The sequence below is a fragment of the Pseudoalteromonas sp. SG43-8 genome (assembly GCF_014164245.1).
In the GTDB taxonomy this organism is placed as follows: Bacteria; Pseudomonadota; Gammaproteobacteria; order Enterobacterales; family Alteromonadaceae; genus Pseudoalteromonas; species Pseudoalteromonas distincta.
The window spans coordinates 1-26404 of the sequence record NZ_JACJEX010000024.1 but is presented as its reverse complement, the minus strand read 5'-3'; the positions used below and the strand labels follow the sequence as shown (position 1 = coordinate 26404).

Sequence of the window (26404 nt, the reverse complement as noted above, 5' to 3'; positions counted from 1 at the left end):
GGTGACAATAGCGTTTTGGACCCACCTGATTCCATGCCGAACTCAGTAGTGAAACGAAACAGCGCCGATGATAGTGTAGCATTTGCTATGTGAAAGTAGGACATTACCAGGCTTCAAATTGTAGAAAGCCCGAATCTAACGATTCGGGCTTTTTTGCGTCTGAAGAAAAGTGAAATATGCGCAATAAACACACACTCATATCAACATCATCACGCAGGGCGGGCGAGCGCAGCGACTCCCGACGCTAAAATCACAACAAAATCTCTCAATACCCCAGTCGGCCAATAAAGTAGCATTTGCTACGTGACTTTCTACTGCTGTGGGCACTATGACATCACCAGGTTTTAAATTGTAAAAAGTAAATGCGCGCAATTAATACACACTCACATCAACACCCATCACGTAGGTCGGACGAGCGCAGCGACTCCCGACGTTAGAATCACAACAAAAGCCCTCAATACCCCATTCGGCCAATAAAGTAGCATTTACTACGTGACTCTCCACCGCTGTGGGTATCGTGACATTACGCAGGCTTCACATTGTAAAGAGCCTTGCTTTAACTATTCAGTAGCCTATTAGACATTCCCATTAGGTATATAGCCTTATTTACAGACACTAGTAAGCAATTAATTGGGGGGCACTATTGTGCGCTAAGTTTACCTAAGTGATTTACCGCATAACATCTGTAACTAACTGTAGTTTTAGCGCGTGCAGAATAAATACACATACCTGATAATTATACTAATCGGCAATAATACCTAATCAATTTGGTGGATTGAACTTGACGTTAATTGCGTTAGAAATTTCTGATATACGATTGCATGGATACAGAAGGTTGAGCAACTTAGGAGTAATTGGCGAGAACAACGAAATAAAGAAATCTTTGTCCTCAAATAGATCATTTAACTAGGGAGATTGGCGTAAAGTTTATTTTATTTTTATATTCTCTTGGTTCTAACTAACCACCTATATACGCCAATAAAGAACAATGCAGCAGATCCAAAGCCACTCAGCACCCAAATGACTTTTAAAATGTTACCGCCAATGCTGCCGTCATGTAGAGGGTGTATCCAGTTTTTTATTTTACTAGCCGTACTTTGCTTATCTATATTAAACACGCTCTCTAACTTTCCTGTAAGTGCATTAACCTCTATATAGCTATGTGGAAAGCGATACGAAGGATCGTTTACAGTTTGAAATCTTAATCTGTAAATAGCATTTAAGTTTGATGGTGTTTCAATCCAAGCTAAACGCGCATTCGGTAATGCTTTTTCAGCTATTAATACCGCTTGTGATAAAGAAATATCGGTTTGTTTGCTCGGTTGAATTTGTGTTTTTGGTGGGGAGTTTATATCGCTAACTAGAGCGGTTAATATAGGATCTGTTTGTTTTGGAATAGCGAGCATAACACCTGTAACAGTTAAAGCTAGTAGCGGTATGCAGAAGGTTAAACCAATTAGTTTATGCCAGTCGTATAGCAAACCTATTTTAGAGCTACGAGATTTAAATTTTAGTGCCTTTACCCACTGCCCAGGCTTTGGAAACCAAGCAAAGAACCCAGAGATAAGAAGAACTATTGAGGCTATGCCTATATAGCCAACAACGAGAGTGCCCGTTGCTCCTGTTAGTAATGAAAAATGTAAGTTGTACATCCAAGTTACTAAGTATTTTCCCCAATAATTTTTACGTATTACTTTATCACTACTGCTAGATAGCCATACCATTAAGGGGGCAAAGCTTTGCTCTTTTGTTTTTATTGGATTGTAGTATCGCGCTGGAATTACTGAATTTATACCTGTGTTTTCTAATCGCCATGGCCCTTGCTTTGAAGGGAAATTGGCTCTTAGCGTATTATATGCTTGATCCCAATTAGGCGTTTTTATGTTTGTAGTAGCGTCATTTGCTGGATTTAGCAGTAAGTCTATTTGCGGATAGTAAACTAATATAGAGCCAGAAAGAGTGATAATAGTAAGTAAAACACCTACAGATAGGCCTAAGTATAAATGTAACCGCCTGAATGTTTTTCGCCATGAAAGCTTTAGTGTCATCAATTAAATAGCCGTAATGAGTAATGCAGGTTTATTGGGCATTAAGGAATGATTAATTACGCGGTATATTATATGGTTTTTGATATGAGTTGTGCGGCATTTTGTCGCACTTATTCTATTAGGTATTTAGAAAGTAAAACGCCAGCCCTTGGCTGGCGTTAAAATACAAGCTTGAAGCTTATTTAAGCTTTAGGCCCTGCATTTTTTATATCGTCTGATACGTCATACTTAGCAAAGTTTTCAGTGAAGTCAGCGGCAAGTTTTGCTGCATATTCATTGTACTTAGCTTTATCTTCCCACGTATTTATAGGATTAAGTAAGTTAGTATCTACACCTGGAACTGCTACCGGTACATCTAGGTTTAAAACATCAATGTGCTGAGTTTCAACGCCTGTTAATTTACCCGATACGATTGCATCAACTACTGCGCGAGTAGTTGGAATATCAAAGCGCTTACCTGTGCCGTAAGGACCGCCAGTCCAACCTGTATTCACAAGGTATACTTTAGCGCCAAACTCGCGTACACGCTTCATAAGAAGCTCAGCGTAAACACCAGCAGGACGTGGGAAGAATGGCGCACCAAAGCAGGTTGAAAACGTTGATTCAATATCGCTAGTAGAGCCAATTTCAGTTGAGCCAACTTTAGCTGTGTATCCACTTAAAAAGTGAAAAGCAGCAGCTTCTTCGCTAAGAACAGATACCGGTGGTAATACACCGCTTACATCACAAGTTAAAAATACAACAGCTTTTGGTTCGCCTGCGCGGTTTTCAACTTTACGTTTTTCAACATGTTCAAGTGGATATGCTGCACGGCTATTTTGAGTAAGGCTAGTATCGTTAAAATCTGGGACGCCTTTTTCATCTAGCACTACATTCTCTAAAATAGTACCAAAGCGAATTGCATTCCAAATTACAGGTTCGTTCTTTTGTGACAGGTCGATACATTTAGCATAGCAACCGCCTTCAATATTAAACACGCTTCCAGGTGCCCAACCGTGTTCGTCATCACCAATTAAAAAGCGAGTAGGATCTGCTGAAAGAGTTGTTTTGCCCGTACCAGATAAACCGAAGAATAATGCTGTATCGCCTGCTTCACCAACGTTAGCAGAACAGTGCATTGGTAATACACCTTTTGCTGGTAGTAGGAAGTTTTGTACAGAAAACATCGATTTTTTCATTTCACCGGCGTAGCGCATACCTGCTAGTAATACTTTACGCTGTGCAAAGTTAATAATAACGGTGCCATCGCTATTTGTGCCATCACGTTCCGGCTCGCATACAAACGAAGGAACGTTCATTACTTGCCATTGTGGTAAGTTTGAGGCGTTATAGTTTTGTGGTTCGATAAACATGTTTTTGGCAAAAATATGGTGCCACGCTGTTTCTGTAGTTACGACTACAGGTAGATAATGCTCAGGGTCAGCGCCAACTTCTAGGTGAGAGGTGAAGTGGTCATTACTTTGAACATGTGCTTCTACGCGAGCCCATAATGCGTCAAATTTTTCTGCATCAAATGGGCGGTTAACGTTGCCCCATTGAATGTCATCTTGAGTTGTCGCTTCTTGAACAATAAAACGATCTTTTGGTGAACGGCCAGTTCGTTTTCCTGTAATTGCAACAAAAGCACCATTTGCGGCTAAAATACCTTCGCCACGGCGGATCGCATGCTCGACAAGTTCAGCTGCGGTTAAATCGACAAAACGTGTAGCGCCTGTAGTCATGTTTATACCTAACTATAATGTGTGAGAGTTTGAACGGGATAGCTCTGGGGTTATCAGTGCCCTTAAGCTGAAATTATAGTAACAGAAGGTTTTGAGATATTCGAGCCCGTAAAGCCTCTAAAAACACATATATTTGCTAAAAAACATGAATAATTTCAATGATACCGGTGTCAGTAAATTAACAAAATTCATGACACCGGTATCATCTTTTTATAATATAAAACCGCATATTTTGCGGCTTTAATTGCTATATATAAATGAAGCTGAACATTTAGTTGAAAATGCTTTTTATGTCTTGTTCGTTAAAAACATACTCTTTTAAACAGTAATGACAGTTAATGTTAACAGTCCCTTTCTCAGCTACATCTTTGAGCAGTTCTTCTTGTCCAATATTAACAAGTGCAGTAATTGTTTTATCACGACTACAACCACATTTGAATTTAATAGCTTGAGGTTCAAATACGCGAGGATTATCTTCGTGATAAAGACGTGTAAGAACAGTGTTCGCATCTAAGTGTAACAACTCTTCATTTTTAATCGTGTTACTTAATGCTTCTAGGTGTGCAAAGTCTTCAATTGATTTTTGTTTATCAACTGGAAGCACTTGTAAAAATAGACCACATGCTTTTGCGCTACCTTCAGTAGTGTCAGTTGCAAACCAAAGGCGTGTTTTTAGCTGCTCTGACTGCTCAAAGTAGCTTTCAATACATTCACTAAGGGTGTCATGCTCTAGCGGCACTATACCCTGGTAGCGTTCACCTTTTTCAGGGGTAATAGTGATTACCATATAGCCTTGGCCAATAAGCTCTTTTACAGTTGTGCCCGTAATTTCGCTTTGCAGGCGTGCAATACCGCGCATGTTTTGTTTGTCATCACCATTTATAACAGCATATTTAACTGGGCCATCACCTTGAAGCTGTACAGCAATTTCACCTTCAAACTTTAAGGTAGCAGTAAGTAAACAAGTTGCAACGAGTAACTCACCAAGTAATGCTTTAACAGGGTCTGGGTAATTATGGTCGGCAATCATTTCATTATAAGCATTCTCGATTTGTACGAGTTCGCCACGAACATCTAGTTCGTTGAATAAATAACGGTGAAGTAAATCTTGTTGCATGAGCGGCTATACCTAACTTGATTTCATTTTTAAAAGTTCGCGTCTTTGCTTTTTATCCGGTTTTTTATCCGGATGGGGGGCAAAAAAGCTATTATTTTTGCGTGCGATGCTGTTCTCTTCGCGTTTAGCAATACTGGCATCAGATTCTTGATACATGGTCTGTGCAATGGGGGCGCTTTGGCGTTTTTCAAGCACTGAGAGTATAGTTATCAGCTTTTCATCTACTCCTTGTGCAAGTTTTATGTTTGCGCCAACCTCTACTATTTTACTCGCTTTTGTACGTTGTCCATTATAATGCACTTTGCCGCCTTGTACCATTTCACGTGCAATAGCACGAGTTTTATAAAATCGCGCAGCCCACAACCATTTATCTAATCGAACTTTTAACCCATCCGCATGGTCTGAGTTGGTATTAGCGTTACTTTTTTTACTCATAAGGCATTTCCCCACGTTTTATATCTTAAAATTTATCATGAAATCATCGTAGGATGAAGCTATTACAACAGCCGTTTGTTTTTTATACGGTTATGTAAAGTTAATTTAATCTGTTTACAAAGTTTAATATTAGTGTGCTTGTTGAAAGAAAAATGAAAGGGTACTATGGGTACGCGCTAACGCAGTAAATTAAAATAAGAACACTATTTATGGAACAGCAAATCCAACAACTAAAACAATTTTTAACTCGTTTACCGCATGCTAAGTTAAGTGCATTAGTGACACTCTTAGTTGTTGTTTATCTTGCATTTTTATTATCAAAACTAGTTTGGCTTTTATGGCCAAAACCACCGGTAACTCTGCTTACCCCTAGCCATCATGCTAATCAGCCATCTGGTGTGAGTAATAACTCTGCGCAGCATATTGTTGAGCAATTCTTATTTGGTAAAAAAACTGTAACAAACAACAATAATACTGCAAAGCAATCGCAGGTTATAAACAATGCGCCAGAAACACGCCTAAGTATAAATTTAACCGGTATTGTAGCGGTTAATAACAATGATAAAGCAGGTATCGCAATTATTGAATCACAAGGTAAGCAAGTAAGTTATCTTGTTGAAGAAGTTGTATTAGGCACGCGCGCTGAAGTAGCACAAATATTACCTGATCGTGTTATTTTGAATGTTAATGGGCGTTTTGAGACATTGATGCTCGATGGACTCGATTTTAATAAAACGGTATCTATGCCAGTACTCGCTGCCCGTGATGATGCTGAAATGGGTCCGCAAAAAGTAGAGCCAAGTGAGCTACAAATAGATGCAACTGCAGATCCAGACGTTAAAGAAGCAATTATAGAAACACGTGAAGAGCTGCTCGAAGAGCCAGGCAAGTTATTTGACTACATACGTGTTTCACAAGCCATGAATGATGGCGAACTAATCGGATATCGTTTAAGTCCAGGTAAAGAGCCTGAACTGTTTAAACAAATGGGATTAAAAAATAACGATTTGGCTATTTCTATAAATGGCTATCAATTAACAGATTTAAAACAGGCTATGTCAGCTATCAACGAGCTGCGTAATAGTACAGATGCCAATATCACTATAGAACGTGATGGTGAACAAATCGATGTGCAATTTAGTCTGCGATAATTTAGCTTTGGAGTTTCAATATAATGGTTCAGGTGCTACACCTCAAAAAAATTAAAAAAGGGTTAGCTAAGTACGCAGCACTTTTTTTGGCGGCAAGTATTTCTTTGTCTGTTTCTGCTGTTGAATATGCTGCTAACTTTAAAGGAACTGATATCAACGAGTTTATTAATATTGTTGGTAAAAACCTTAATAAAACAGTAATTATTGACCCTAATGTGCGCGGCAAAGTAAATGTTCGCAGCTATGAGTTAATGGACGAAGCACTTTATTATCAGTTCTTCTTAAATGTATTGGAAGTTTATGGCTACTCAGCTGTTGAAATGGACAATGGCATAATTAAGATAGAAAAAAGTTCAGACGCCAAAAAATCAAATGTACCGCTTATTACCGAGGGTAGTGAAGCTAGCGGCGACATGATGATTACACGTGTTGTACGAGTTAAAAATGTAAGTGTACAAGAGCTTGGCCCTTTGGTTCGTCAATTTAGCGATCAAAAAGATGGTGGTCACGTTGCCAACTTTAATGCGGCTAACGTTATGATGCTAACGGGTCATGCAGCATCGGTTAATCGCTTAGTTGAGATCATTCGCTCTGTTGATCAGGCGGGTGACAAGCGTGTAGACATCGTTAAGCTTAAATATGCGACGGCAGATGATGTTGTCTCTGTGGTAGATAATATTTATAAAGACAGCGGTAAAGGCAGTGTACCTGAATTCTTAATTCCAAAAGTTGTGGCTGATGGCCGAACTAATAGCGTTATTGTAAGTGGTGAAGGCCAAGCACGTACACGTGCTATTGAGCTCATTAAGCGCTTAGATGGCGAATTAGAAAGCCAAGGTAATACCAAAGTGTTTTACCTAAATTATGCTAAAGCTGAAGATTTAGTAAAAGTACTGCAAGGCGTTAGTAAGTCACTTGTTGAAGATGCGCAAGGCGGCACGACTAAAACTCGCAGCAGAAGCAATAATGAAAGCAGTATAGAAGCTCACCCAGATTCAAATTCATTAATTATTACTGCGCAGCCGGATACAATGCGATCACTTGAATCTGTAATTGAACGTCTTGATATTCGCCGTGCCCAAGTACTAGTTGAAGCCATTATTATTGAAGTAATGGAAGGCGACGGGGTTAACTTAGGCCTGCAGTGGATTTCTGAGCAGGGCGGTATGCTGCAGTTTAACAACGGCACTACGGTTCCCGTGGGTTCATTAGCTGTTGCTGCAGAGCAAGCACAAGATACAACCGTAACTAAAACTATCATTGGTACAGAAACTGGAACCGTTACTAGTTATGACGAAACGACTGAGGGTGACTATGATGCGCTTGCTTCATTGCTAAGTGGCATTAATGGTTTAGCGCTGGGCGTTGTTAAAAATGACTGGGGCGCAATTATTCAGGCTGTTGCCACTGATACAAATTCAAATATTTTGGCTACCCCTTCTATTACTACAATGGATAACGAAGAAGCTTCTATTTTAGTCGGTCAAGAAGTGCCTATAATTACAGGCTCACAAACGGGCAGTAATAATGCTAACCCATTTCAAACAGTTGAGCGTCAAGAAGTCGGTATTAAACTGATAGTTACGCCACAGATTAACGATGGCTCTGCAGTACAACTTACTATTGAGCAAGAAGTATCGAGCGTAAGTGGTGCAACTGCTGTTGATATTTCAGTTAATAAACGTGCAATTAAAACAACGGTTATGGCCGATGATGGCGGTATGGTTGTACTTGGTGGTTTAATTGACGAAGACGTACAAGAAAGTGTTTCTAAGGTACCGTTATTAGGCGATATCCCTATTTTAGGCCACCTGTTTAGATCAACAAATACAACGCGCCGTAAGCGTAATCTTATTGTATTTATTCGCCCAACCATTATTCGTGATGGTGTAAGCATGAATAAGTTAAGCTTTAATAAATATAACTTTATTCGCGGTGAGCAGTTTAAACAAAAAGAAGATGGTATTGAGTTAATGCCAATGACGGATACGCCTATTTTACCTGAGTGGAATGACGAACTAGTACTTCCACCTACGTATGAAGAGTCTCTACGTAAACAAAATGCACAAGAGCGTAAAGATGACTAATGCGATTCAAGAGATAAACCAAGATGTGGTTCATCCTCAAACGCATAATCAGGATGAGCTATTAACGAGTGATGTGTTAGTTGAGTTACCAGCAAAGCGTTTGCCGTTTTCCTATGCAAGACGCGCAGGTGTGTTACTGGGTAAAAACAAAGATCATCGTATAGTTTACTACCGTGGTGAGCTAGATGTGGAAGTACTATTAGAAGTACGCCGTATCGCAGGCCATGGTTTTACACTTGAGCAATTGGATGATGATAAATTTGAGCTATTGCTTGAAGCGTCATACCAACGTGATAGCTCTGAAACGCAACAAATGATGGAAGATATTGGCAACGAGGTTGATTTATTCTCACTTGCTGATGAGCTCCCGCAAACTGAAGATTTACTTGCTGGTGACGATGATGCGCCAATCATCAAGCTTATTAATGCCATGCTAAGTGAAGCGATTAAAGAAGGGGCTTCTGATATTCATATCGAAACCTTCGAGCAAGAGCTTGTTATTCGCTTTAGGGTCGATGGCGTGCTTAAAGAAGTACTTAAGCCTAATCGTAAACTTGCATCGTTACTTGTATCTCGAATTAAAGTAATGGCTAAGCTTGATATAGCTGAAAAACGTATTCCACAAGATGGTCGTATTAGCTTACGTATTGCAGGGCGTGCAGTTGATGTGCGTGTATCTACAATGCCATCGAGCTTTGGTGAGCGCGTAGTACTGCGTTTACTTGACAAAAATAACGCGCGATTAAACCTTGAAGACTTAGGTATGACTGCAGAAAATCGCGCATTGTTTTCAGATTTAATTAGTAAACCCCACGGCATTATTTTGGTAACAGGGCCAACGGGTTCTGGTAAAAGTACCACTTTATACGCTGGTATGAGCCAAATTAACTCACGCGATCGTAATATTCTTACCGTTGAAGATCCGATAGAGTACGAAATTCCAGGCATTGGGCAAACACAAGTTAATGCAAAAGTTGATATGACATTTGCACGTGGTTTACGTGCAATATTACGTCAAGATCCTGATGTAGTAATGGTGGGTGAAATACGCGACCTTGAAACTGCGCAAATTGGTGTTCAAGCGTCACTTACCGGTCACCTTGTTATGTCTACTCTGCATACAAATACCGCATCGGGTGCAATTACACGTATGGAAGATATGGGTGTTGAACCCTTCTTACTTTCATCGTCGTTACTCGGTGTGTTGTCGCAACGCTTAGTACGTACGTTATGTAATACCTGTAAAGAAGGTCACACGGCTGATGAGCATGAATGCCAGCTGTTAGGGGTTCCTTTTGAAAGCCAACCGACAATTTATCGAGCGGTGGGGTGTGAGGAGTGTAACTTTAATGGTTACCGTGGTCGTACAGGTATTCATGAGTTACTTGTAGTTGATGAAACCATACGCGAAATGATTCACAACGGTAAAGGCGAGCAAAGCGTAGAAAAATACATTCGTAAGCGCAGCCCAAGTATTCGCCAAGATGGGTGTAGCCGTGTACTGGCAGGCAAAACAACACTTGAAGAAGTATTGCGTGTTACCCGTGAGGAAGGTTAACTATGGCGGCGTTTGAATATCGTGCCTTAGATGGTCGAGGTAAAGAAAAAAAAGGCATTTTAGAAGCTGATACGGCTAAACAAATCCGCCAAACTTTACGTGATCAAAAACTAACGCCGCTTGAAGTTGTTCCTGCGGCGCAAAGTGATAAACAGGTCAAAGGCGAAAAAGCCCCTTTACTCGGTGGCTTTTTTAAGCCGACAATTTCAACCTCAGACTTAGCATTAATTACAAGGCAATTAGCAACACTTATTCAATCGGCACTTCCTGTTGAAGGCGCTGTTATGGCGGTTGCTGAGCAATGCGAAAAGCCGCGTTTAAAGCGGATGCTTATGTCGGTACGCTCAAAAGTAGTTGAAGGTTACACCCTTGCCGATGGTCTTAGTGAGTTTCCTCATGTTTTTGACGATTTATATCGTGCAATGGTAGCCGCAGGCGAAAAGTCGGGTCACCTTGACCAAGTACTTAATCGTTTAGCCGACTATACCGAGCAGCGCCAACATATGCGTAGCCAAATAACTCAGGCTATGGTTTACCCTATTATATTAGTGGTATTTGCAATTGGTATTGTGTCGGTATTACTGGGCACCGTAGTACCAAAAATATTAAAAACGTTTGAAAAAACGAAGCAAGTACTTCCTTGGACAACCGAATGGGTTATGGCAGGCAGTCATTTTGTGCAAAATTATTGGTTTATTAGTTTAATAGCTATTACAGCTATAGCCATTGGTATTAAGCATGCACTTAAGCAGCCTAAAATACGTTTTTGGTGGGATGACCGAGTGCTACATATGCCAGGTATAGGTAAAGTGGCTCGTGGTATTAACACCGCACGTTTTGCGCGTACTTTAAGTATTTTATCGTCAAGCTCGGTACCATTACTTGAAGGAATGCGTATCTCGGGCGGCGTATTAATTAACGAAAAAATTAAAAAAGCGGTTGCAGATGCATCCGATAGAGTGAGTGAGGGTGCAAGCTTAAGAGCTGCACTTCAGCAAACTAAGTTGTTTCCACCAATGATGCTGCATATGATAGCAAGTGGTGAAAAATCAGGTGAACTAGAGCAAATGTTAGAGCGTGCTGCAAATAACCAAGATCGCGAATTTGAGAGCATGGTTAATGTATCGCTTAAACTACTAGAGCCTGCGATGATCGCCTCAATGGCGGTTATTGTATTATTTATAGTAATGGCAATATTGCAGCCAATAATGGCGATGAATAAAGCTGTTGGACTTTAAGTTAGAATAAATTTTTAAATATATTAGTGGTTTTACCTAAACCATTTTTACTTAATGTTTTTAGAATAATGAGGTAATTACGTGAATAAACAATCAGGTTTTTCTTTACTAGAAGTGATGGTGGTACTGGTTATCATCGGGATGATTATGTCAATTGTTGCACCTAACATTATGGGTCAGCAAGAAGAGGCTGCTATTGATAAAGCACATCTAGATATCCAGCAATTAGAAGATGCAATGAGCTTATACAAGCTTAAAAATAAGAGCTACCCAAGCACAGAGCAAGGTCTTGAAGCGCTAGTTACCCAAACAAGCATTGAACCGGTTCCAAAACGTTTCCCTGATGGTGGCTTTATTAATGAATTACCAGAAGATCCTTGGGGTAATACTTATCAGTTAATTAGCCCAGGTGAAATTGGCAAGTTTGATATTTTTTCTATGGGCCCAGACGGTGAAGCAGGTACTGATGACGATATCGGTAACTGGGACGAAGAAAAACAATAATGCTTAAGTACACCGTTCTGTATGAACATGTTAATGCTAGAGGCTTGCTATGAAAGCAAGCCTTAAGCAGCGCCATGCAAAAAACAGAGGCTTTAGTTTAATAGAAATTTTAGTGGTATTAGTGATCATCGCTTTTGCCACCAAAATGGTGGTATATAGCTTAGAAGGCGGTGCTGAGGAGGAGTTAGATACTCAAGCACTAAGGCTGCATACCACCATTAATATGGCATCGGAATTTGCTATTTTAAACCAAGTTGAATTGGGCTTATTAGTAGAAGAAAATACATTAGAGTATTTAGTTTTCGATGGTGAAAAGTGGATTACTTTTGACCGTGAAGATCTTTTTAAACCAATAGAATTAGACGAAAGATTAAAGCTCACTCTTAACTTAGAAGATTTAGCGTGGGCGCAAGATAACCTCTTAGAGCAATCTAACTGGCGCGAGCTTATGAGTGGCGGCGATGAAGACAGCTTGCTTGAGCTAAAAAAGTTAAAAATCCCACAAGTACTTATTTTATCATCAGGTGAGGTAAGCGCGTTTCAACTTATATTAGAGTTAAAAGAGCAAAGCGAACCTGTGTATTACATTGAAGGTGAATTTACAGCACCAGTAAACTTTCGCCGAGAGCCAGAATAATGAAGCGCACTAAAGGGTTTACCTTATTAGAGGTGTTAGTGGCATTAAGTATTTGTGCCATGGCGGGTATAGCTGCAATGCAAGCAACAAGCGAGCATATACACCATTTAACGACTATTGAAGAGCAAACCTATGCATCTTGGGTCGCCGAAAACGTTATTATTGAACAGCGTACTAAAGGCGAACAATGGCAAGGTAAAAATAACCTTAAAGGCAGCGAAGTAATGGGCGGTGTTGAATGGTTTTGGCAGCAAGAAGTTACAGCGACTGCTGACAAAAGCTTTGTAAAACTAACCATAAATGTTTTTACGGATGAAAAATATGAGCATTCAGCATATGAGTTATCAACGTATTTAAATAAAGGCAAAAAGTAAGTGAAGCAGCGCGGGTTTACATTACTTGAAGTTATGGTTGCACTGGGTATTTTAGCTTTTGTTATTATTGCTACGCATCAAATACTCGAGACGACAACAAGAGCAAAAGATGCCTCCGATGAAAAGATTGCTGAGCTAAATGGATTGCAAACAACATTTAGATTAATGGATCAAGATTTTAGCCAAATGACCAAACGCGCAGTTCGCAATGAGTCTGGCGATGTTCAGCAGCAATATTTACTTGCTGGTCGTTACGTTTTAGAAAGCCAATACGATGGTATCGCGTTTGTACGAGATGGCTGGATAAATCCAATTAACTTATTGCCACGTTCAGAACTACAAGCTGTTGGTTATAGAGTGATTGATGATAACCTTGAGCGTGTTTATCGGGTTTATGTTGATCAGCTTGATAATATGGAGCCGCGAGTTCAACGTGTGCTAGAGAATGTTGAAGAACTTAAGTTTGAGTTTTTAGATGATAAAAACGAATGGCAAGAACAGTGGGAAATTAAAGCCCTCCCTAAAGCGGTTGCTGTTACGTTGCAACAAATAGAAGCAGAGCCAATTCGTCGTGTATTTTTAGTTCCTGGGCAAGGCAAAGTTGTTGCTACACAAACTACGGATGTGAATAATGGTTAAGCAGCAATCATCGCGCGGCGCAGCACTTGTTATTGTTTTATTTATTGTGGCGTTAGCGGCTATTTTAGCAGTAGAAATGAGTGCTAATTTAATGGTTCAAGTGCAAAAAAGTACAAACTTGCAAGGTCACCAACAAGCTAAATGGTACGCCTACGGTGCAGAAGAGCTTGCTATTAAAGGGCTAATACAAAGTAAAAAAGATGATGCCGATAAAACAACACTCGATCAAGTGTGGGCAACTCAAGGAGATGCTTCATACCCTGTTGATAACGGCACGTTAAGTGGCAAAATTACAGATTTACAAGCATGTTTAAATTTAAATGCTTTAGCCATAGCGCCAGAAGAAAATAGCGCAAGTAAAACAAACCCTGCACACAAAGCACTCTTTGCATTACTTGAAAACATTGAAGATTTACCTGCTGACGAATCAGAAGAGACGATGGCAGATAGTGTATTTGATTGGCTTGATGAGAACAGTATTACGTATCGCTCAGGTGCAGAAGAAGACGAGTACTTATCACGAGATTTTCCGTATATGACAGCCAATAGTTTATTTGCATCAACATCGGAGCTGCGTTTAGTTAAGGGCTTTAACCCATTAGTGATGGAAAAAGTATTGCCATATGTATGTGTAATACCAGGCAGTACGCTTTTATCTATTAACGTAAATACATTATTGCCAGAGCAAGCGCTTATACTCAGTGCCTTGATAGAAAGCTTAAGCTTATCTGGCGCAGAAGCGGTGTTAGGCGCAAGACCGCAAACTGGATTTGACACCATCGATGAATTTTTTGAACAGGTGAAGCAGCAAGGCGGTACTAATACTGACTCAATAAAAAGTCTATTTAGTATTAAAAGCGAATATTTTAAATTACAAACGCAGGCAAACTTTGTCGACCTGCGTTTTTCGATGACCACATTACTGCACGCTAAAGACGGCGACGTAACGATACTGGCGCGAAAATTTGGAGGCGTACAGTGACAGAAATACTGTTGATCCGCACGGGTCAAACCGAACAAGAATTACTTAACTGGTTAATTTACTCACCACAAGAACAAGAAATAATAGCCAGTGGCGAGTTACCAAATGCAGAGCATTTAAGTGAGCTAAGCGAAAAAGCACTTACCCGAGAAGTTGTCGTGTTATTACCCAGTGACCAAGTGCAATTAAAAACGGTCGCTTTGCCAACAAAATGGAATCGCAAGCTTGAGCAAGCATTGCCATACATGCTTGAAGAAGATATAGCATGTGACGTAGATGAACTGTTTATAGCTGTAGCGCAGCCGACAATGCTTGGTGAGCAACATGCAATTCGTGTAGCAATGACAGACCGTGAATGGTTTGAACAATGGCTTGCATTATTTGCTGAGCATAATCTATCAGTATACAGAATATTACCCGATGCTTTGTTGTTACCGCTTGCAGATGATGGTGCCGTAACTGCTATTGAGCTCAACAACCAATGGTTGTTTAAGCAAGGGCAATGGCATATTAGTGCGGTTGAATCTAGTTGGTTGAATGGCTATTTATCAGCCATGGGTAACCCCGACATTAAACATTTTAGCCCTGCTAATCAGTTTCCTGAAAGCGTTAACTTACAAGCCCAAACAAGCGATTACGATTTACCTCTAGCATTATTTGCAAAACAGTTAGATAGCGTTAATTTTAACTTACGCCAAGGTATGTATCAGCTTAAAAAACAAAGCGCTTTGTGGTGGGGTTACTGGAAAGGCGCCGCAATTATAGCAAGTGTTGCATTGGTTTCTACAATTACAATAAAAGCTATTGAGTTACACCAACTTAATACACAAGTAGAAGTAGCTAAAGCTCAAGTGGTCGACAGATATCAAAAAGCATTTCCGGGAACTAAAGTTCGCCCTAATCTAATTAAAAGCCAAATTAAAGGCGCGTTAGATAAAATACAAGGCTCAAGTGAATCCGGCTTTTTAGACTTAACGACTAATTTGGTTGATGTATTTTCGCAAGTCAGCGAATTTACACCTGAAACACTTCGTTATGACAAACGTCGTAATGAGCTGCGAATTCGTGCACGGGCTAAAGACTTCCAAACTTTTGGTAAAGTAAAAATCATACTTGAAAAGCAAGGTTTAATTGTTGAGCAAGGGTCTTTAAATAATGACGGTGATTATGTCGTAGGTGAAATTAAGCTGCGAGGTGCAGTATGAAAAAGCAGTTAATGAAACAGTGGCGTTCGCTTAAAGAGCAAGAACAACAATTGGTAATGGTCGCTGGTGGCGTGTTTATTATTTTTGTTTTAGTAATGGGAATATTTAGGCCATTAAATAACGCGATAGAAAAAGCACAGCAATCTCAAATTAAACAACAAGAGCTATTAGCTTGGGTTGATGACAGTATTGTTAAGCTAAAGGCTGCAGGCAACACCAGTGTTGCTAGCAATACAAACTTAAGCCAAGTGGTAAACTCTACTCGTGGACGCTATAAAATCAATATTAGTAAAATGCAGCCCAGTAGTGATTCTCTTCGTTTAACGCTCGACTCAGTAGAGTTTAATCAGTTAATAGAATGGCTAGATGAGCTAGTAAATCAGCATGGTTTAAAAATTGAAAATTTAGATTTAAGTCGCGATGATAAATCAGGCTATGTGCGCGTAAGCCGTTTAGTATTAGAGAATTAATTAATGAAAAAAATAATAACGTTATCGGCTGTCTTTTTAATTAGTTTTATTGTGTTTTGTATTATTAAATTACCAGCCAGTATTGCGCTTGATATAGCTAAGCCGTATTTTCCAAAGCAATTAGAAGTTGGGCAAACTGTAGGTACTGTTTGGCAAGGTCAAATGATGCAAGTTCGTTTTGATGGTGAACAGTTAAATAATGTGCGCTGGGATATTGCAGGCTGGAAATTATTTACGGGCAAACTAAATGCGAACATAAAATTTGGTAACCCACGAGAACGCAGTGATATTTCGGGTTACGCAGATGTAAGTTATGGGTTTTTTAATAAAAAAGTAATAGTGACTGACGCCCTAGTACGCTCCACCGTAGAGCGTGCAATGCAACGTGTGCAACTTCCTCTGCCTGTTACCGCTAAAGGGCGTGTGATTTTAGAACTTGATGAATACAGCTCAGGCGCACCTTATTGTGATTCACTAAAAGGTGAAATAGCGAGCCCTAATATTGATGTTCAAGGTTTAAATGGATGGTTTAATATTGGACCTCTAGCTGGTAAGTTAAGCTGTAAGTCGGGTGATGTTGCTATATTAATTGACCCAGATAATACGCTTGGCCTTGAGGCAGATGCTACACTTAAAGCTAATTTCGACTTTAGAGTGGCAGGTTATGTAAAACCAGATGCCAGCTTACCTAAAGATGTACATGATGCGGTTAAGTTTTTAGGCCGACCAGATAACCAAGGTCGCTATCCGCTCAACTTTTAATGTTTTAATATAAAGAGTTTTAATGCAAATACCCCAATTTACTGAGTTGCACGCAAAGCAGCTCAGCTCATTTTTAAATACCCAATCTCAAGCAATGACCCTTGTACAAAGCCAAGGCTATTTATTTGGTGTAATTTGTTCGCCCAACCCATTAGATGTACATGAGTGGCTTGAGCAGATATTGCCAAACACAGCTAATGATTTAGATGAAGAAATGCTTTTTTTGTTTATGGCGCTTTATCACAAAATTAGTGAGCAGGTGTTCGAAACTGGATATAAATTACCAGACACATTTGATGCTGAATTTTGTAAGTCGTGGAGTAAAGGCTTCTTAGTTGCAACGAAAGCATATGCAGAACCTTTGTTAAATGCACCGCAATTAGACGTTGATTTTAAACAAGCACTAGAAAGTGCGTTAAGCACACTAAGCTTTTTTGCACTCGACCAGCTAGCAATAGCTCAGATTGCCAAACAAAATAACATGACAATAGAAGCTTTGTGTCAGTATCAGTATGAATCTATGGGTGACTTTGCATTAGGGTTTGCTGAACTAATTGAAGTGGTCGCAATTAATAGCGGCTTGATAACCGACGAGAGTTGGGAAGAGTAATTATTAATACTAGGCGCTTAGTTTAATCTAAGTGCCTAGCTCTAATATAATATCCGTACAGCCTTGTTTGCACTTTACTATGCCTTTACCAGGCTCGCTGGTGGCTAAATCAAGTGTTAAAACCCCATTACACTTCTCACACTTTAATGTTTTGCCTTGCGCTAATTGCTTGAGCATATTGCGCTGCTTATGAAATGAGTCGCTTGCTTTTTTATTTAATCCTGAAAAATCCACTACTTTGCTCGCTTTTGCTCTAATGCTTCAGTCACTATTTTACATACCGTATTTAAACGGTCGTCATAAAAATAAAGGTTTAAGTCACGCTCACGACAATAGCGTAGGTGAAATAACTGAACAGAGTCATCTGTTGTAAACGTTTTTTCTACATACTCACCTTCAGATTCAGATAGTTTAAGTTGACTGCTGATCCTATTTTTCGCCATATTTGCAGCGGGGCTTCTGTTGACCTTGCTTGCATCACTTAAAAAGCCAATGCCTTCACCTAGTAACCTTTCGCGAGGTTCTTTTATAAGTGGGTGATCGATTGTAAAAAAGGCAAGGATCACAACTACCAAAATAATAAATTTTTTCATGGATACGTAAACCTTGATCTAAGTAGGGTTGAATTACCATGCAGTGTAATAAACTGCATTTTAAAAGCAAGTAACTGGGATGAATAAATTATTAGCAATCTATGCCAGTAATTTTAACCAACATTGTTATAATGGTTAACAGCAGTCAGATATTTCTGAAATATCTGAAAGTATTCGAGAAGGCAATTTATTTAAGTAAATATGCCTAGCAAGTAACTTGCTAACTTTAAGTATAGAGTACTTGAGTATTGCTGGATTTTTATTTCCAAGCGGCGTTGAGGAACTTCGATGGACAAGCAAATTAAAGTAAAGAATATCCCTGTAGAGGTGAAAATCCAAAAACCGGATTTAAGCCGCCAAGATGATAGGTTCAATCCCCGAAATCGTATTTATGTGCGTGCTGTAAAAGGCCTACATCAATTACTTAGACAGCGCATTGGCTTTTTAGGCCTGCTTGCGTTTATGTTACTACCTTGGATTAATTTTAATGGCCAGCAAGCTGTGCTGTTTGATCTAATTGGTCAAAAATACAATATTTTTGGTTTAACGCTATGGCCTCAAGATTTTACTATATTAGCGTTTATCTTTATGTTGGCAGCATTTGCGTTGTTTTTAGTGACCACCTTCTATGGACGGGTGTGGTGTGGCTACACATGTCCGCAAACTGTTTGGACTTTTATTTTTATTTGGTTCGAAGAAAAGCTTGAAGGCACGGCTAATCAACGTAAAAAACTCGATCAACGACCCATGAATTTTGATAAGTTTTGGCGTAAGACGGCAAAGCATACTAGTTGGGTATTGTTTTCGTTGTATACCGCTATTTCTTTTGTGGGTTACTTTACGCCAATAAGGGAGTTACTCCCTGACTTTGTAACGTTTGATGTAGGCGGTTATGCACTAGTCAGTATTATTTTCTTTGCTGCGTGTACCTATGGTAATGCCGGTTGGATGCGAGAAATTATGTGTTTACACATCTGTCCTTACTCTCGTTTTCAATCAGCTATGTTTGATAAAGACACATACACCGTAACGTACGACGAAAGCCGAGGTGAAAGCCGTGGTCCTCGTTCACGTAAAGTAGAGCATAAAGATTTAGAGTTAGGCGACTGTATAGACTGTAACTTGTGCGTTCAAGTATGCCCAACAGGTATTGATATTAGAAATGGGCTACAAGCTGAGTGTATCAACTGTGGTGCATGTATTGATGCGTGTGATGGCGTAATGGATAAAATGGAATACCCGCGTGGGCTTATTTCATATACGACAGAGCGAAATCTTGAAACCCCAGAAAATAAAACGAATCCACTGCGAGCTAAAATTATTGGTTACACGGTCATACTTGTTGTGCTTACGGGAGCGCTTGTCGCTAATATAGCACTGCGTAAAACAATGGACTTTGATATTATTCGTGACCGAAACCAATTATATCGTGTCGATTTTGATGGTTTAGTAGAGAACACCTATACATTAAAGGTAATTAATAAAGCGCAGTACGAGCAAACCTTTAATATTAAAGTACAAGGGTTAGATAACTTTAAGTATATTGGTAAGCAGTCATTTACTGTGCAGGCAGGGGAATCTCATAACGTACCATTGTCACTTGTAATGGACCCTTATGATTTGAAGGCGCCGATGACTGAGTTTAACTTTGTGCTTTCACCGGTAGATGAGCCGGATGAGACAATATCGCAGTCGAGTAACTTTTTTAAAGCGCGATAATCGCAACTTACCTTAAATTAGGTAAATTGATATAGCAATTAACAAAAGCGGGTATATAACCCGCTTTTATTTTATATAAGAAGAGTATGAGTAAATTTAGTTTTATTGACTTAACACCTGATCTAATACTCGATGCAATAGAAAGCGTAGGTGTGTACGCCGAATCTGGTTTATTAGCGCTCAATAGCTATGAAAACAGAGTATACCAATTTAAAGCGGATGATGGCCTGCGTTACGTAGTGAAGTTTTATCGCCCAGAGCGATGGAGTAAAGAGCAAATTCAAGAAGAGCATGACTTTGCATTTGAACTAGCGGATGCAGAAGTACCCGTTGTTGCCCCTATTTTATATAATGGGCAAAGCTTGTTTGAACACGAAGGGTATTTGTTTGTGTTGTTTCCAAGTGTAGGCGGGCGTTTATTTGAGGTTGATAATTTAGATCAGCTTGATGTAATGGGGCGATTAATTGGCCGAATGCACCAAGTAGCTAAAACAAAACCTTTTACTTATAGGCCAACAGTTACCTGCGAGGAGTATTTGCATACAGCCAAAGTTCATCTTCAAAAAAGTAACTTAGTGCCCATGGGAATAAATACTGCGTTTTATACTATTTTAGATTTAGTGATAGAGCAGGCGCAAAAACAGTATAAAGATGTGCAAAGTATTCGCTTACATGGTGACTGCCACGTTGGTAATATTTTATGGGCAGGTGATGCGCTAATGTTTGTTGATTTAGATGACAGCCGCCAAGGTCCTGCAATCCAAGATTTATGGATGATGCTCAGTGGCGATAGAGCGACGCAACTGTTACAGTTAGACACCCTTGTAAATGCGTATGAAGAGTTTTGTGATTTTGATCACTCTCAACTCAAATTAATTGAACCGCTGCGAGCAATGCGTATTATTCATTATATGGGATGGGTAGCTAAACGATGGAGTGATCCTGCTTTTGTGCGGAACTTTACATGGTTTGCTGATGACAAATACTGGGAGCAACAAATTTTAGCACTGAAAGAGCAACTTGCAGCATTGCAAGAAGCACCGTTAAAGTTATTGCCGTAATATTTTATTTAAAGACAAGTACAACGAGATACAAATGCTTAAAAAATTAAAACTGAGTTTATTACTTTTATGTTTACCATTTGCAGCACTTGCTGCACAGTTTGAAGTTGATAATCAATACACTGTTATAGATGTAGACAAAAGCAAGTCACCGCAAGTAACCGAGTTTTTCTCATTTTACTGTCCACATTGCTTTAAGTTTGAACCAGTAGCAAAAGCAATTGAAAAAGGCTTGCCAGAAGGCGCTGAGTTTATTAAAAACCACGTGAACTTTTTAGGTGGCGTGTCGCCACAAGCACAAAGTAATTTAAGCTTTGCCTACTTAATTGCTAAGCAGCATGGTCAGGCTCAAAGTATTAGCGATCAAATTTTTAAAAGTATCCATGTTCAACGTGCACCATTAACTGAAATGAAAGACGTTAAAAAATTACTTGAAGTAAACGGTATTGATAGCGCAACGTTTGATCAAGAGATTGCAAGCATGCCAGTCATTTCAGCTGAGCAAGCAATGCAAGACAAACAAAATAAATATTCAAAATTAGGCGCACTTACAGGTGTACCTACTTTTATTGTTAACGATAAATATAAAATAAACCTCAACACCATCAAAAATCAAAAAGAACTTGATGAGTTAGTAGCGTTTTTATTAGCACTATAAATTTCGGAGTATAATAATGATTAAATTGGTTAAAGCAGGTTTGCTTGCAATATTACTGCCTATGGCAGCAACAAGTTTTGCAGCAACGTATGAAGAAGGCGTGCATTACGACGTAGTTTCTGAGCGTGCAACTAAAAAGCCAGAGGTTAAAGAGTTCTTCTCATTTTACTGCCCTGCATGTAATAACATGGAAGCACTAATTGGTGAGTTTAAGCCTAAGCTTGATAAAAACGTTAAATTTAAAAAGAGCCATGTTGATTTTGTAGGTGTACGTGACCCAGAAAACCAACAGATGATGAGCCAAGCTCTGGCGACAGCTGAAGTGCTTCCACAAAAAGATCAGATTATTTCTGCAATCTTTAATCATATCCATACAAAGCGCGCTAAATTTAATGAGCTTGCAGATGTAAAAGATATATTTGCAGCGCAGGGCGTTGATGGTGATAAGTTTGATAAGCTGTTTAAAAGCTTCTCGGTACGTACGCTGAGCTCTAAAATGAAACGCGATCAAGACTACTTTAAAGAAAAAGGCGCACTACGTGGCGTACCTACCTTTATTGTAAATGGTAAGTACAAATTAAACCTAGGTCGTGAGTCGGGTATTACTAAACCTGAAGACATTAGCAAATTAATAAATTACTTAGCTAACAAGTAAGTTTAGCTAAAACAAAAAAAAGCTCCTTAAGGAGCTTTTTTTATGGGTAACGTTTACTGAACGTATTTATTTGCGCTGTAAGAAAACGCCCGACTCAATGTGATGCGTATAAGGGAACTGATCAAATATAGCAAAGCGCTTAACGTTATGCGTACGTGTTAAGTGATCAAGGTCACGCTCAAGAGTTTCAGGGTTGCACGATATATAAATTATGCTTTCGTAGTTAGCTACTAAGTCACACGTTAATTCATCCATGCCCGCGCGCGGTGGATCAACTAATATGGTTTGGCAGTCATAGCTTTTAAGGTCAATACCCTCTAAACGAGAGAAAGTACGCTCACCATTCATTGCTTGAGTAAACTCTTCACTCGACATACGAATAATATCTAAGTTCTCTACGTTGTTTTTAGCAATATTGTATTGAGCAGAATGAACAGATGATTTTGATATTTCCGTCGCTAATACTTTATTAAAAGAACCTGCTAATGCAATTGAAAAGTTACCGTTACCACAATACAGTTCTAGTAAATCATTTTTAAGTGGTTTACATAAATCTTGTGCCCACTCTAGCATATTAATATTTACTTTTGCATTAGGCTGAGTAAAGCTATTTTCTACTTGTTGATAAATAAGCTCTTGCCCATTAACTGTTAAACGTTCAGTTACAAAGTCATCACCTAGTACTTCTTTTTGTTTGCGAGCACGACCAATAAAGTCAATTTTGTATTTACTGCTAAGCTTTTCTTTCAGTGCTTTAATTTCACTTAACCATTCATCATCCAGTGGTTTGTGATAAAGCAAGCTTACTAAAATTTCACCGCTTAGCGTTGATAGGTAATCGATTTGAAATAACTTACGGCGTAATATTTCACAAGGCTTAAGATTTTCAATCATCACCTGCATTATTTCACCTACTAGAGGCGCTGCTGGGTCAAATGTATCAACACGGATTTTTTCTTTTGTTTGTTGATCAAACATAATGTGAAACAGATCGTCACCGTCGTGCCATACTCTAAATTCAGCACGTTGGCGGTAGTTAGTTGGCTCTGAGCTAAATACTTCTAGTTGCTCCACACCAAAACGTTGAAACTGCGTACTAATGCGCTGCTCTTTTTCACTTAACTGCGCTTGGTACTGTGTGGTATCTATTTTAATAACTGCCATTAACGCTACTACCTTATCTAAGATCTGTTTATCGGCGCTATTGTAGGGAGCGCTGCGTATTTGTCTAGTTTTGGCTAGCATTTATGCTGTTTTATTGAACATTGTACTTTAGTTTTTGTTGTTATAGCCGATAATAAACTACGCACGCTTAGGAGACGAATCATGAAAATAGGTAATTATGGCTTTACGCCAAACAACAACATCAATAAATTCAATAATAAAGCTGATATACAGCAACCTACAATTACGTCTCCTCAAGATAGCTATCAACAACGAGGCCGAGAGTTGGCCGCAAAGGTGCTTGGCGATAAAATGGCTGAGCAGCTTGGATTACCTATCGCAGAAAAAAAAGCAGATAAACCACTATTTGATTTTGATGAAATAGTAAAAAACGTACTCGATTTTGTAAGTAGTGCTGTTAATAAAGCAAAAGCTAACGGCGCTGATGACGAAAAGCTCAAAGATATGTTAGGCGATGCGCGCAAAGGCGTCCAAATAGGGATTGACGACGCTGTTGATGAACTCAAAGGTACAGGCGTATTTAATGATGACATGGAAGAGGGCATTAATAAGTCCAAAGAGGGAATTTACAATGGGCTGGATAAGTTTGAAGAGTCGTTATTTAACCCACAACCTGCCAGCGTAAATATAAGCCAGGCCCAATACGTCAGTATGACGAGTAATGCAGAGTATAAATTTACTACCGCAGAAGGCGATGAGGTAAGTATTAGCTTTGCTGATGCATTTGAATCTCAATCGGCAAGTGGCTATCAGCAAAATAGTAATAGTGAGTCGTTTGCAAGCTCATCATCGCAATCTCGACAGGTATCATTTTCGATGTCGGTAAATGGTGACTTAAACGAGCAAGAGCAAGAAGCTATTAATGCGATGATGGAAGACTTACAAGATTTAAGTAAAACCTTTTTTGGTGGTGATTTAGATGAAGCATTTGAACAAGCGCAAGAGCTGAGTTTAGACAGCGATCAGCTGGTGGCTTTTTCTATGGATTTACGCCAAACAAAAACAATAGCAACAGTTAAAAGCTATGAAGAATATAAACCAGCACCAGAAAAACAAGTAGCAGAGGGTTTAGCCCCTTTTAATGACGACCTTAAAAATGCTTTTGAAAAAGCGGGTGAGCTTGGATTACAAAATCAGCTAGCTGGCATTCTCCAATGGTTAAATCAAGATCAGGAACAAATAGATAAGTTAGTAGATTACACAAAGTCTATGTTCGAAAACCTTAATCAGTTAAATTCGGCAGCCGACAGGCTTACTGATTTAGAAACCACGCAAAGTTAAACTACTTTCTTTTATAAAAACCTCATGGCAAACTGCCGATCTTAAAGTAAAGTAGGAACGGTAGTTTGTCAGCGCATATAATGGTCTTTGATTCAGGTATTGGTGGAACTACTGTACTTGAACATATCAAGCAAAGTATCCCCAATGCTCAGTACAGCTATTTTATGGATAATGCATTACTACCTTATGGTGCTCAATCCCAACAAACTATAATTAACCGATTATGTTCACTTATTCATTTCATCAAAGCCAACACGCTTAACGTCGATTTAATTGTAATAGCGTGTAATACAGCTTCTACATCTGCACTCAGCGCTGTTCGCCAAATTACGGATATTCCTATTGTAGGTGTTGTGCCAGCAATAAAGCCTGCGGCAGAATTAACACGCTCAAATCATATTGGCTTGTTAGCCACACCGGCAACGGTCGCCAGTTCATACACAAAAACATTAATTGCTGAACATGCACGTAATGTGATCGTTAATCTGTATAGCAGTGTTGAATTAGTAACGTTAGCTGAGGAATGCTTTTTTACAGGCTCTTTAGATACAAATAAGTTGTATCAAGTACTTGATGAACTACATATAGATAAAACAATAGATGTACTTGTACTAGGGTGTACGCACTTTCCGATATTAGCAGAGCCGATTAGTCAGTATTTTGAAGGGAATGTAAAATTACTTGATTCAGGTGTAGCGATAGCAAATAGAGTCAACTTCCTACTTAACCAACTTAACTTATGTGTGGATAAACAAACAGACATAAAAAAGCCGCTGCAATATTATGCAACGGCTGATGTGTTTAGCAATAAGCTAGCGGTAAAGCTAGTTACACTGACTGATCCGTCTCAGTACGTAGAGCATTAGAATCATCTTCTTGTTTTTGTTTTGCTTCACGTACCTTTAAAGTACGTTGTTGGAACTCGCTATCGTTCAAGTTAGCAATTGCATTGTCTGCATCAGCTTGCGCCATTTCAACAAAACCAAAGCCACGACGTTTGCCAGTATTCTTATCCTTTAATAAACGAACATTGAATACTTTGCCTTGTTCTTCAAATAATGCACGAACCACACCTTCGTTTGCACGATAAGGAAGGTTACCAACATAAAGCGTTTTTGTTTTAACTTCAGCTTCTTCAGTCACATCAGATGATATTGCAGCAATAGCAATCGCACCTATTAATAAACCAGCACCAAATAGTAATGCAGGGTTTAAAGCTAAGCCGCCTAAAGCAAACTCAACAACAACAAAACCAACTACAGCAAGAATAACAGAGAAGATAAAAGATTTTTGATCGGGTAATTTCATTTTAGATCTACCAATAAACAGGAAATAAACATTAATTTAACATTGTGAACTTGCTATCTTAACGCCTAAATCAAACATAGCAATGATATTTGTATTAAATAATAAATAAGAGCATAAAAAAGCATCATCTTAGAGGGGTTTTCATGTGGTTTTACGTGGTTTTGTTCTATTTTTGTTCGAACAGTAAAAAGATCTAAAAAAAGGGTTGATCTGTTTTTGGATCTCCCTATAATGCGACCCCACTGAGACGGGAAACGCCGAAGCATAGCGAGGCACGAACCACTCAGAGAGTTAAATAAAACTTCGGTTTTAAATCTTCCAAAAGAAAATTTAAAACAAAGTGTTGACTCAAAAAATAAAGGGTGTATTATTCGCATCCCTTGAGGCGCTAAAGCGACTCAAAACG

Annotated in this window: 27 protein-coding genes and 1 rRNA gene; 20 read left to right on the top strand and 8 right to left on the bottom strand. The window is 39.1% G+C overall.

Going from position 1 to position 26404, the window contains the following annotated elements; genetic code table 11:
- A 5S ribosomal RNA gene (rrf, locus tag H5122_RS19770) occupies window positions 1-112 on the top strand; the annotation flags it as partial.
- 826 nt (window positions 113-938) lie between these two features.
- Here rrf and H5122_RS19765 read toward each other — a convergent pair.
- From H5122_RS19765 to hslR, 4 genes are all read right to left on the bottom strand, one after another.
- Window positions 939-2048 carry a PepSY domain-containing protein gene (locus tag H5122_RS19765; RefSeq protein WP_182683016.1) on the bottom strand — a complete coding sequence of 370 codons (1110 nt, stop codon included), beginning with the start codon at window positions 2046-2048 and terminating at the stop codon, window positions 939-941.
- A gap of 182 nt (window positions 2049-2230) precedes the next feature.
- Window positions 2231-3769 carry a phosphoenolpyruvate carboxykinase gene (locus H5122_RS19760; RefSeq protein ID WP_182683014.1) on the bottom strand — a complete coding sequence of 513 codons (1539 nt, stop codon included), beginning with the start codon at window positions 3767-3769 and terminating at the stop codon, window positions 2231-2233.
- Between the two features lie 271 nt (window positions 3770-4040).
- Window positions 4041-4886, bottom strand: coding sequence for an Hsp33 family molecular chaperone HslO (gene hslO, locus H5122_RS19755; protein ID WP_182683013.1), 846 nt, complete (start codon window positions 4884-4886; stop codon window positions 4041-4043).
- Window positions 4887-4898: 12 nt separating this feature from the next.
- Complete coding sequence (gene hslR / locus H5122_RS19750) at window positions 4899-5321, bottom strand: ribosome-associated heat shock protein Hsp15 (RefSeq protein WP_002962027.1); 423 nt, start codon at window positions 5319-5321, stop codon at window positions 4899-4901.
- Between the two features lie 209 nt (window positions 5322-5530).
- On the opposite strand from hslR, the gene gspC reads away from it, so the two are divergent.
- The 13 genes from gspC (at window position 5531) to H5122_RS19685 (ending at window position 17538) form a co-directional block, all read left to right on the top strand.
- Complete coding sequence (gspC, locus tag H5122_RS19745) at window positions 5531-6472, top strand: type II secretion system protein GspC (protein ID WP_182683012.1); 942 nt, start codon at window positions 5531-5533, stop codon at window positions 6470-6472.
- 23 nt (window positions 6473-6495) lie between these two features.
- Window positions 6496-8559: a type II secretion system secretin GspD gene (gene gspD / locus H5122_RS19740; RefSeq protein WP_182683011.1), complete on the top strand. Its 2064-nt coding sequence runs from the start codon at window positions 6496-6498 to the stop codon at window positions 8557-8559.
- On the top strand, window positions 8552-10117 hold the full coding sequence (gspE, locus tag H5122_RS19735; RefSeq protein WP_002962032.1) for a type II secretion system ATPase GspE: 1566 nt from the start codon (window positions 8552-8554) through the stop codon (window positions 10115-10117). The genes gspD and gspE overlap by 8 nt, the downstream gene beginning before the upstream one ends.
- Window positions 10118-10119: 2 nt before the next feature.
- Window positions 10120-11355, top strand: coding sequence for a type II secretion system inner membrane protein GspF (gspF, locus tag H5122_RS19730; protein WP_002962033.1), 1236 nt, complete (start codon window positions 10120-10122; stop codon window positions 11353-11355).
- Window positions 11356-11436: 81 nt separating this feature from the next.
- The gene (gspG, locus tag H5122_RS19725) at window positions 11437-11859 is read left to right on the top strand and encodes a type II secretion system major pseudopilin GspG (RefSeq protein ID WP_002962036.1); all 423 of its coding nucleotides are present in this window, start codon (window positions 11437-11439) and stop codon (window positions 11857-11859) included.
- Window positions 11860-11908: 49 nt separating this feature from the next.
- A complete protein-coding gene (locus H5122_RS19720; protein ID WP_002962037.1) occupies window positions 11909-12496 on the top strand; it encodes a Tfp pilus assembly protein FimT/FimU in 588 nt (195 codons plus the stop codon).
- Window positions 12496-12870, top strand: coding sequence for a type II secretion system minor pseudopilin GspI (gene gspI / locus H5122_RS19715; protein WP_002962039.1), 375 nt, complete (start codon window positions 12496-12498; stop codon window positions 12868-12870). The genes H5122_RS19720 and gspI overlap by 1 nt, the downstream gene beginning before the upstream one ends.
- Window positions 12871-13509: a type II secretion system minor pseudopilin GspJ gene (gspJ, locus tag H5122_RS19710; RefSeq protein ID WP_182673083.1), complete on the top strand. Its 639-nt coding sequence runs from the start codon at window positions 12871-12873 to the stop codon at window positions 13507-13509.
- Window positions 13502-14491: a type II secretion system minor pseudopilin GspK gene (gspK, locus tag H5122_RS19705; RefSeq protein WP_024596391.1), complete on the top strand. Its 990-nt coding sequence runs from the start codon at window positions 13502-13504 to the stop codon at window positions 14489-14491. Before gspJ ends, gspK begins: the two co-directional genes overlap by 8 nt.
- A complete protein-coding gene (gene gspL / locus H5122_RS19700; protein ID WP_182683010.1) occupies window positions 14488-15696 on the top strand; it encodes a type II secretion system protein GspL in 1209 nt (402 codons plus the stop codon). The genes gspK and gspL overlap by 4 nt, the downstream gene beginning before the upstream one ends.
- A complete protein-coding gene (gene gspM / locus H5122_RS19695; RefSeq protein WP_024596393.1) occupies window positions 15693-16166 on the top strand; it encodes a type II secretion system protein GspM in 474 nt (157 codons plus the stop codon). The genes gspL and gspM overlap by 4 nt, the downstream gene beginning before the upstream one ends.
- Window positions 16167-16169: 3 nt before the next feature.
- A complete protein-coding gene (locus H5122_RS19690) occupies window positions 16170-16928 on the top strand; it encodes a type II secretion system protein N (protein WP_182683009.1) in 759 nt (252 codons plus the stop codon).
- Between the two features lie 22 nt (window positions 16929-16950).
- The gene (locus tag H5122_RS19685; RefSeq protein WP_024596395.1) at window positions 16951-17538 is read left to right on the top strand and encodes a UPF0149 family protein; all 588 of its coding nucleotides are present in this window, start codon (window positions 16951-16953) and stop codon (window positions 17536-17538) included.
- 27 nt (window positions 17539-17565) lie between these two features.
- Here the strand turns inward: H5122_RS19685 and H5122_RS19680 are convergent, their stop codons facing one another.
- Both H5122_RS19680 and H5122_RS19675 read right to left on the bottom strand, forming a co-directional pair.
- The gene (locus H5122_RS19680) at window positions 17566-17772 is read right to left on the bottom strand and encodes a hypothetical protein (RefSeq protein WP_002962050.1); all 207 of its coding nucleotides are present in this window, start codon (window positions 17770-17772) and stop codon (window positions 17566-17568) included.
- Complete coding sequence (locus H5122_RS19675; protein WP_002962051.1) at window positions 17772-18131, bottom strand: hypothetical protein; 360 nt, start codon at window positions 18129-18131, stop codon at window positions 17772-17774. The genes H5122_RS19680 and H5122_RS19675 overlap by 1 nt, the downstream gene beginning before the upstream one ends.
- Before the next feature lie 288 nt (window positions 18132-18419).
- Here H5122_RS19675 and ccoG point away from each other — a divergent pair, with 288 nt between their 5' ends.
- The 4 genes from ccoG (at window position 18420) to H5122_RS19655 (ending at window position 22224) form a co-directional block, all read left to right on the top strand.
- A complete protein-coding gene (gene ccoG / locus H5122_RS19670; RefSeq protein WP_182683008.1) occupies window positions 18420-19850 on the top strand; it encodes a cytochrome c oxidase accessory protein CcoG in 1431 nt (476 codons plus the stop codon).
- A gap of 86 nt (window positions 19851-19936) precedes the next feature.
- Window positions 19937-20911, top strand: a complete 975-nt coding sequence (locus H5122_RS19665) for a serine/threonine protein kinase (RefSeq protein WP_024596396.1) — start codon at window positions 19937-19939, stop codon at window positions 20909-20911.
- A gap of 34 nt (window positions 20912-20945) precedes the next feature.
- Window positions 20946-21569, top strand: a complete 624-nt coding sequence (locus H5122_RS19660; RefSeq protein WP_149594832.1) for a thiol:disulfide interchange protein DsbA/DsbL — start codon at window positions 20946-20948, stop codon at window positions 21567-21569.
- Window positions 21570-21585: 16 nt separating this feature from the next.
- Window positions 21586-22224 (top strand): thiol:disulfide interchange protein DsbA/DsbL, encoded by a 639-nt coding sequence (locus tag H5122_RS19655; protein ID WP_182683007.1) that lies wholly within the window; start codon window positions 21586-21588, stop codon window positions 22222-22224.
- Between the two features lie 66 nt (window positions 22225-22290).
- Here the strand turns inward: H5122_RS19655 and trmA are convergent, their stop codons facing one another.
- Complete coding sequence (gene trmA / locus H5122_RS19650) at window positions 22291-23388, bottom strand: tRNA (uridine(54)-C5)-methyltransferase TrmA (RefSeq protein WP_182683015.1); 1098 nt, start codon at window positions 23386-23388, stop codon at window positions 22291-22293.
- 162 nt (window positions 23389-23550) lie between these two features.
- On the opposite strand from trmA, the gene H5122_RS19645 reads away from it, so the two are divergent.
- Both H5122_RS19645 and murI read left to right on the top strand, forming a co-directional pair.
- Complete coding sequence (locus tag H5122_RS19645; RefSeq protein WP_182673135.1) at window positions 23551-24690, top strand: DUF5610 domain-containing protein; 1140 nt, start codon at window positions 23551-23553, stop codon at window positions 24688-24690.
- Window positions 24691-24755: 65 nt separating this feature from the next.
- Window positions 24756-25556 carry a glutamate racemase gene (gene murI, locus H5122_RS19640; RefSeq protein WP_024596400.1) on the top strand — a complete coding sequence of 267 codons (801 nt, stop codon included), beginning with the start codon at window positions 24756-24758 and terminating at the stop codon, window positions 25554-25556.
- On the opposite strand, the gene H5122_RS19635 is transcribed toward murI, so the two are convergent.
- Window positions 25519-25998: an RNA-binding protein gene (locus tag H5122_RS19635; RefSeq protein WP_024596401.1), complete on the bottom strand. Its 480-nt coding sequence runs from the start codon at window positions 25996-25998 to the stop codon at window positions 25519-25521. The two genes, murI and H5122_RS19635, sit on opposite strands and share 38 nt — an antisense overlap.
- Window positions 25999-26404 lie beyond the last annotated feature (406 nt).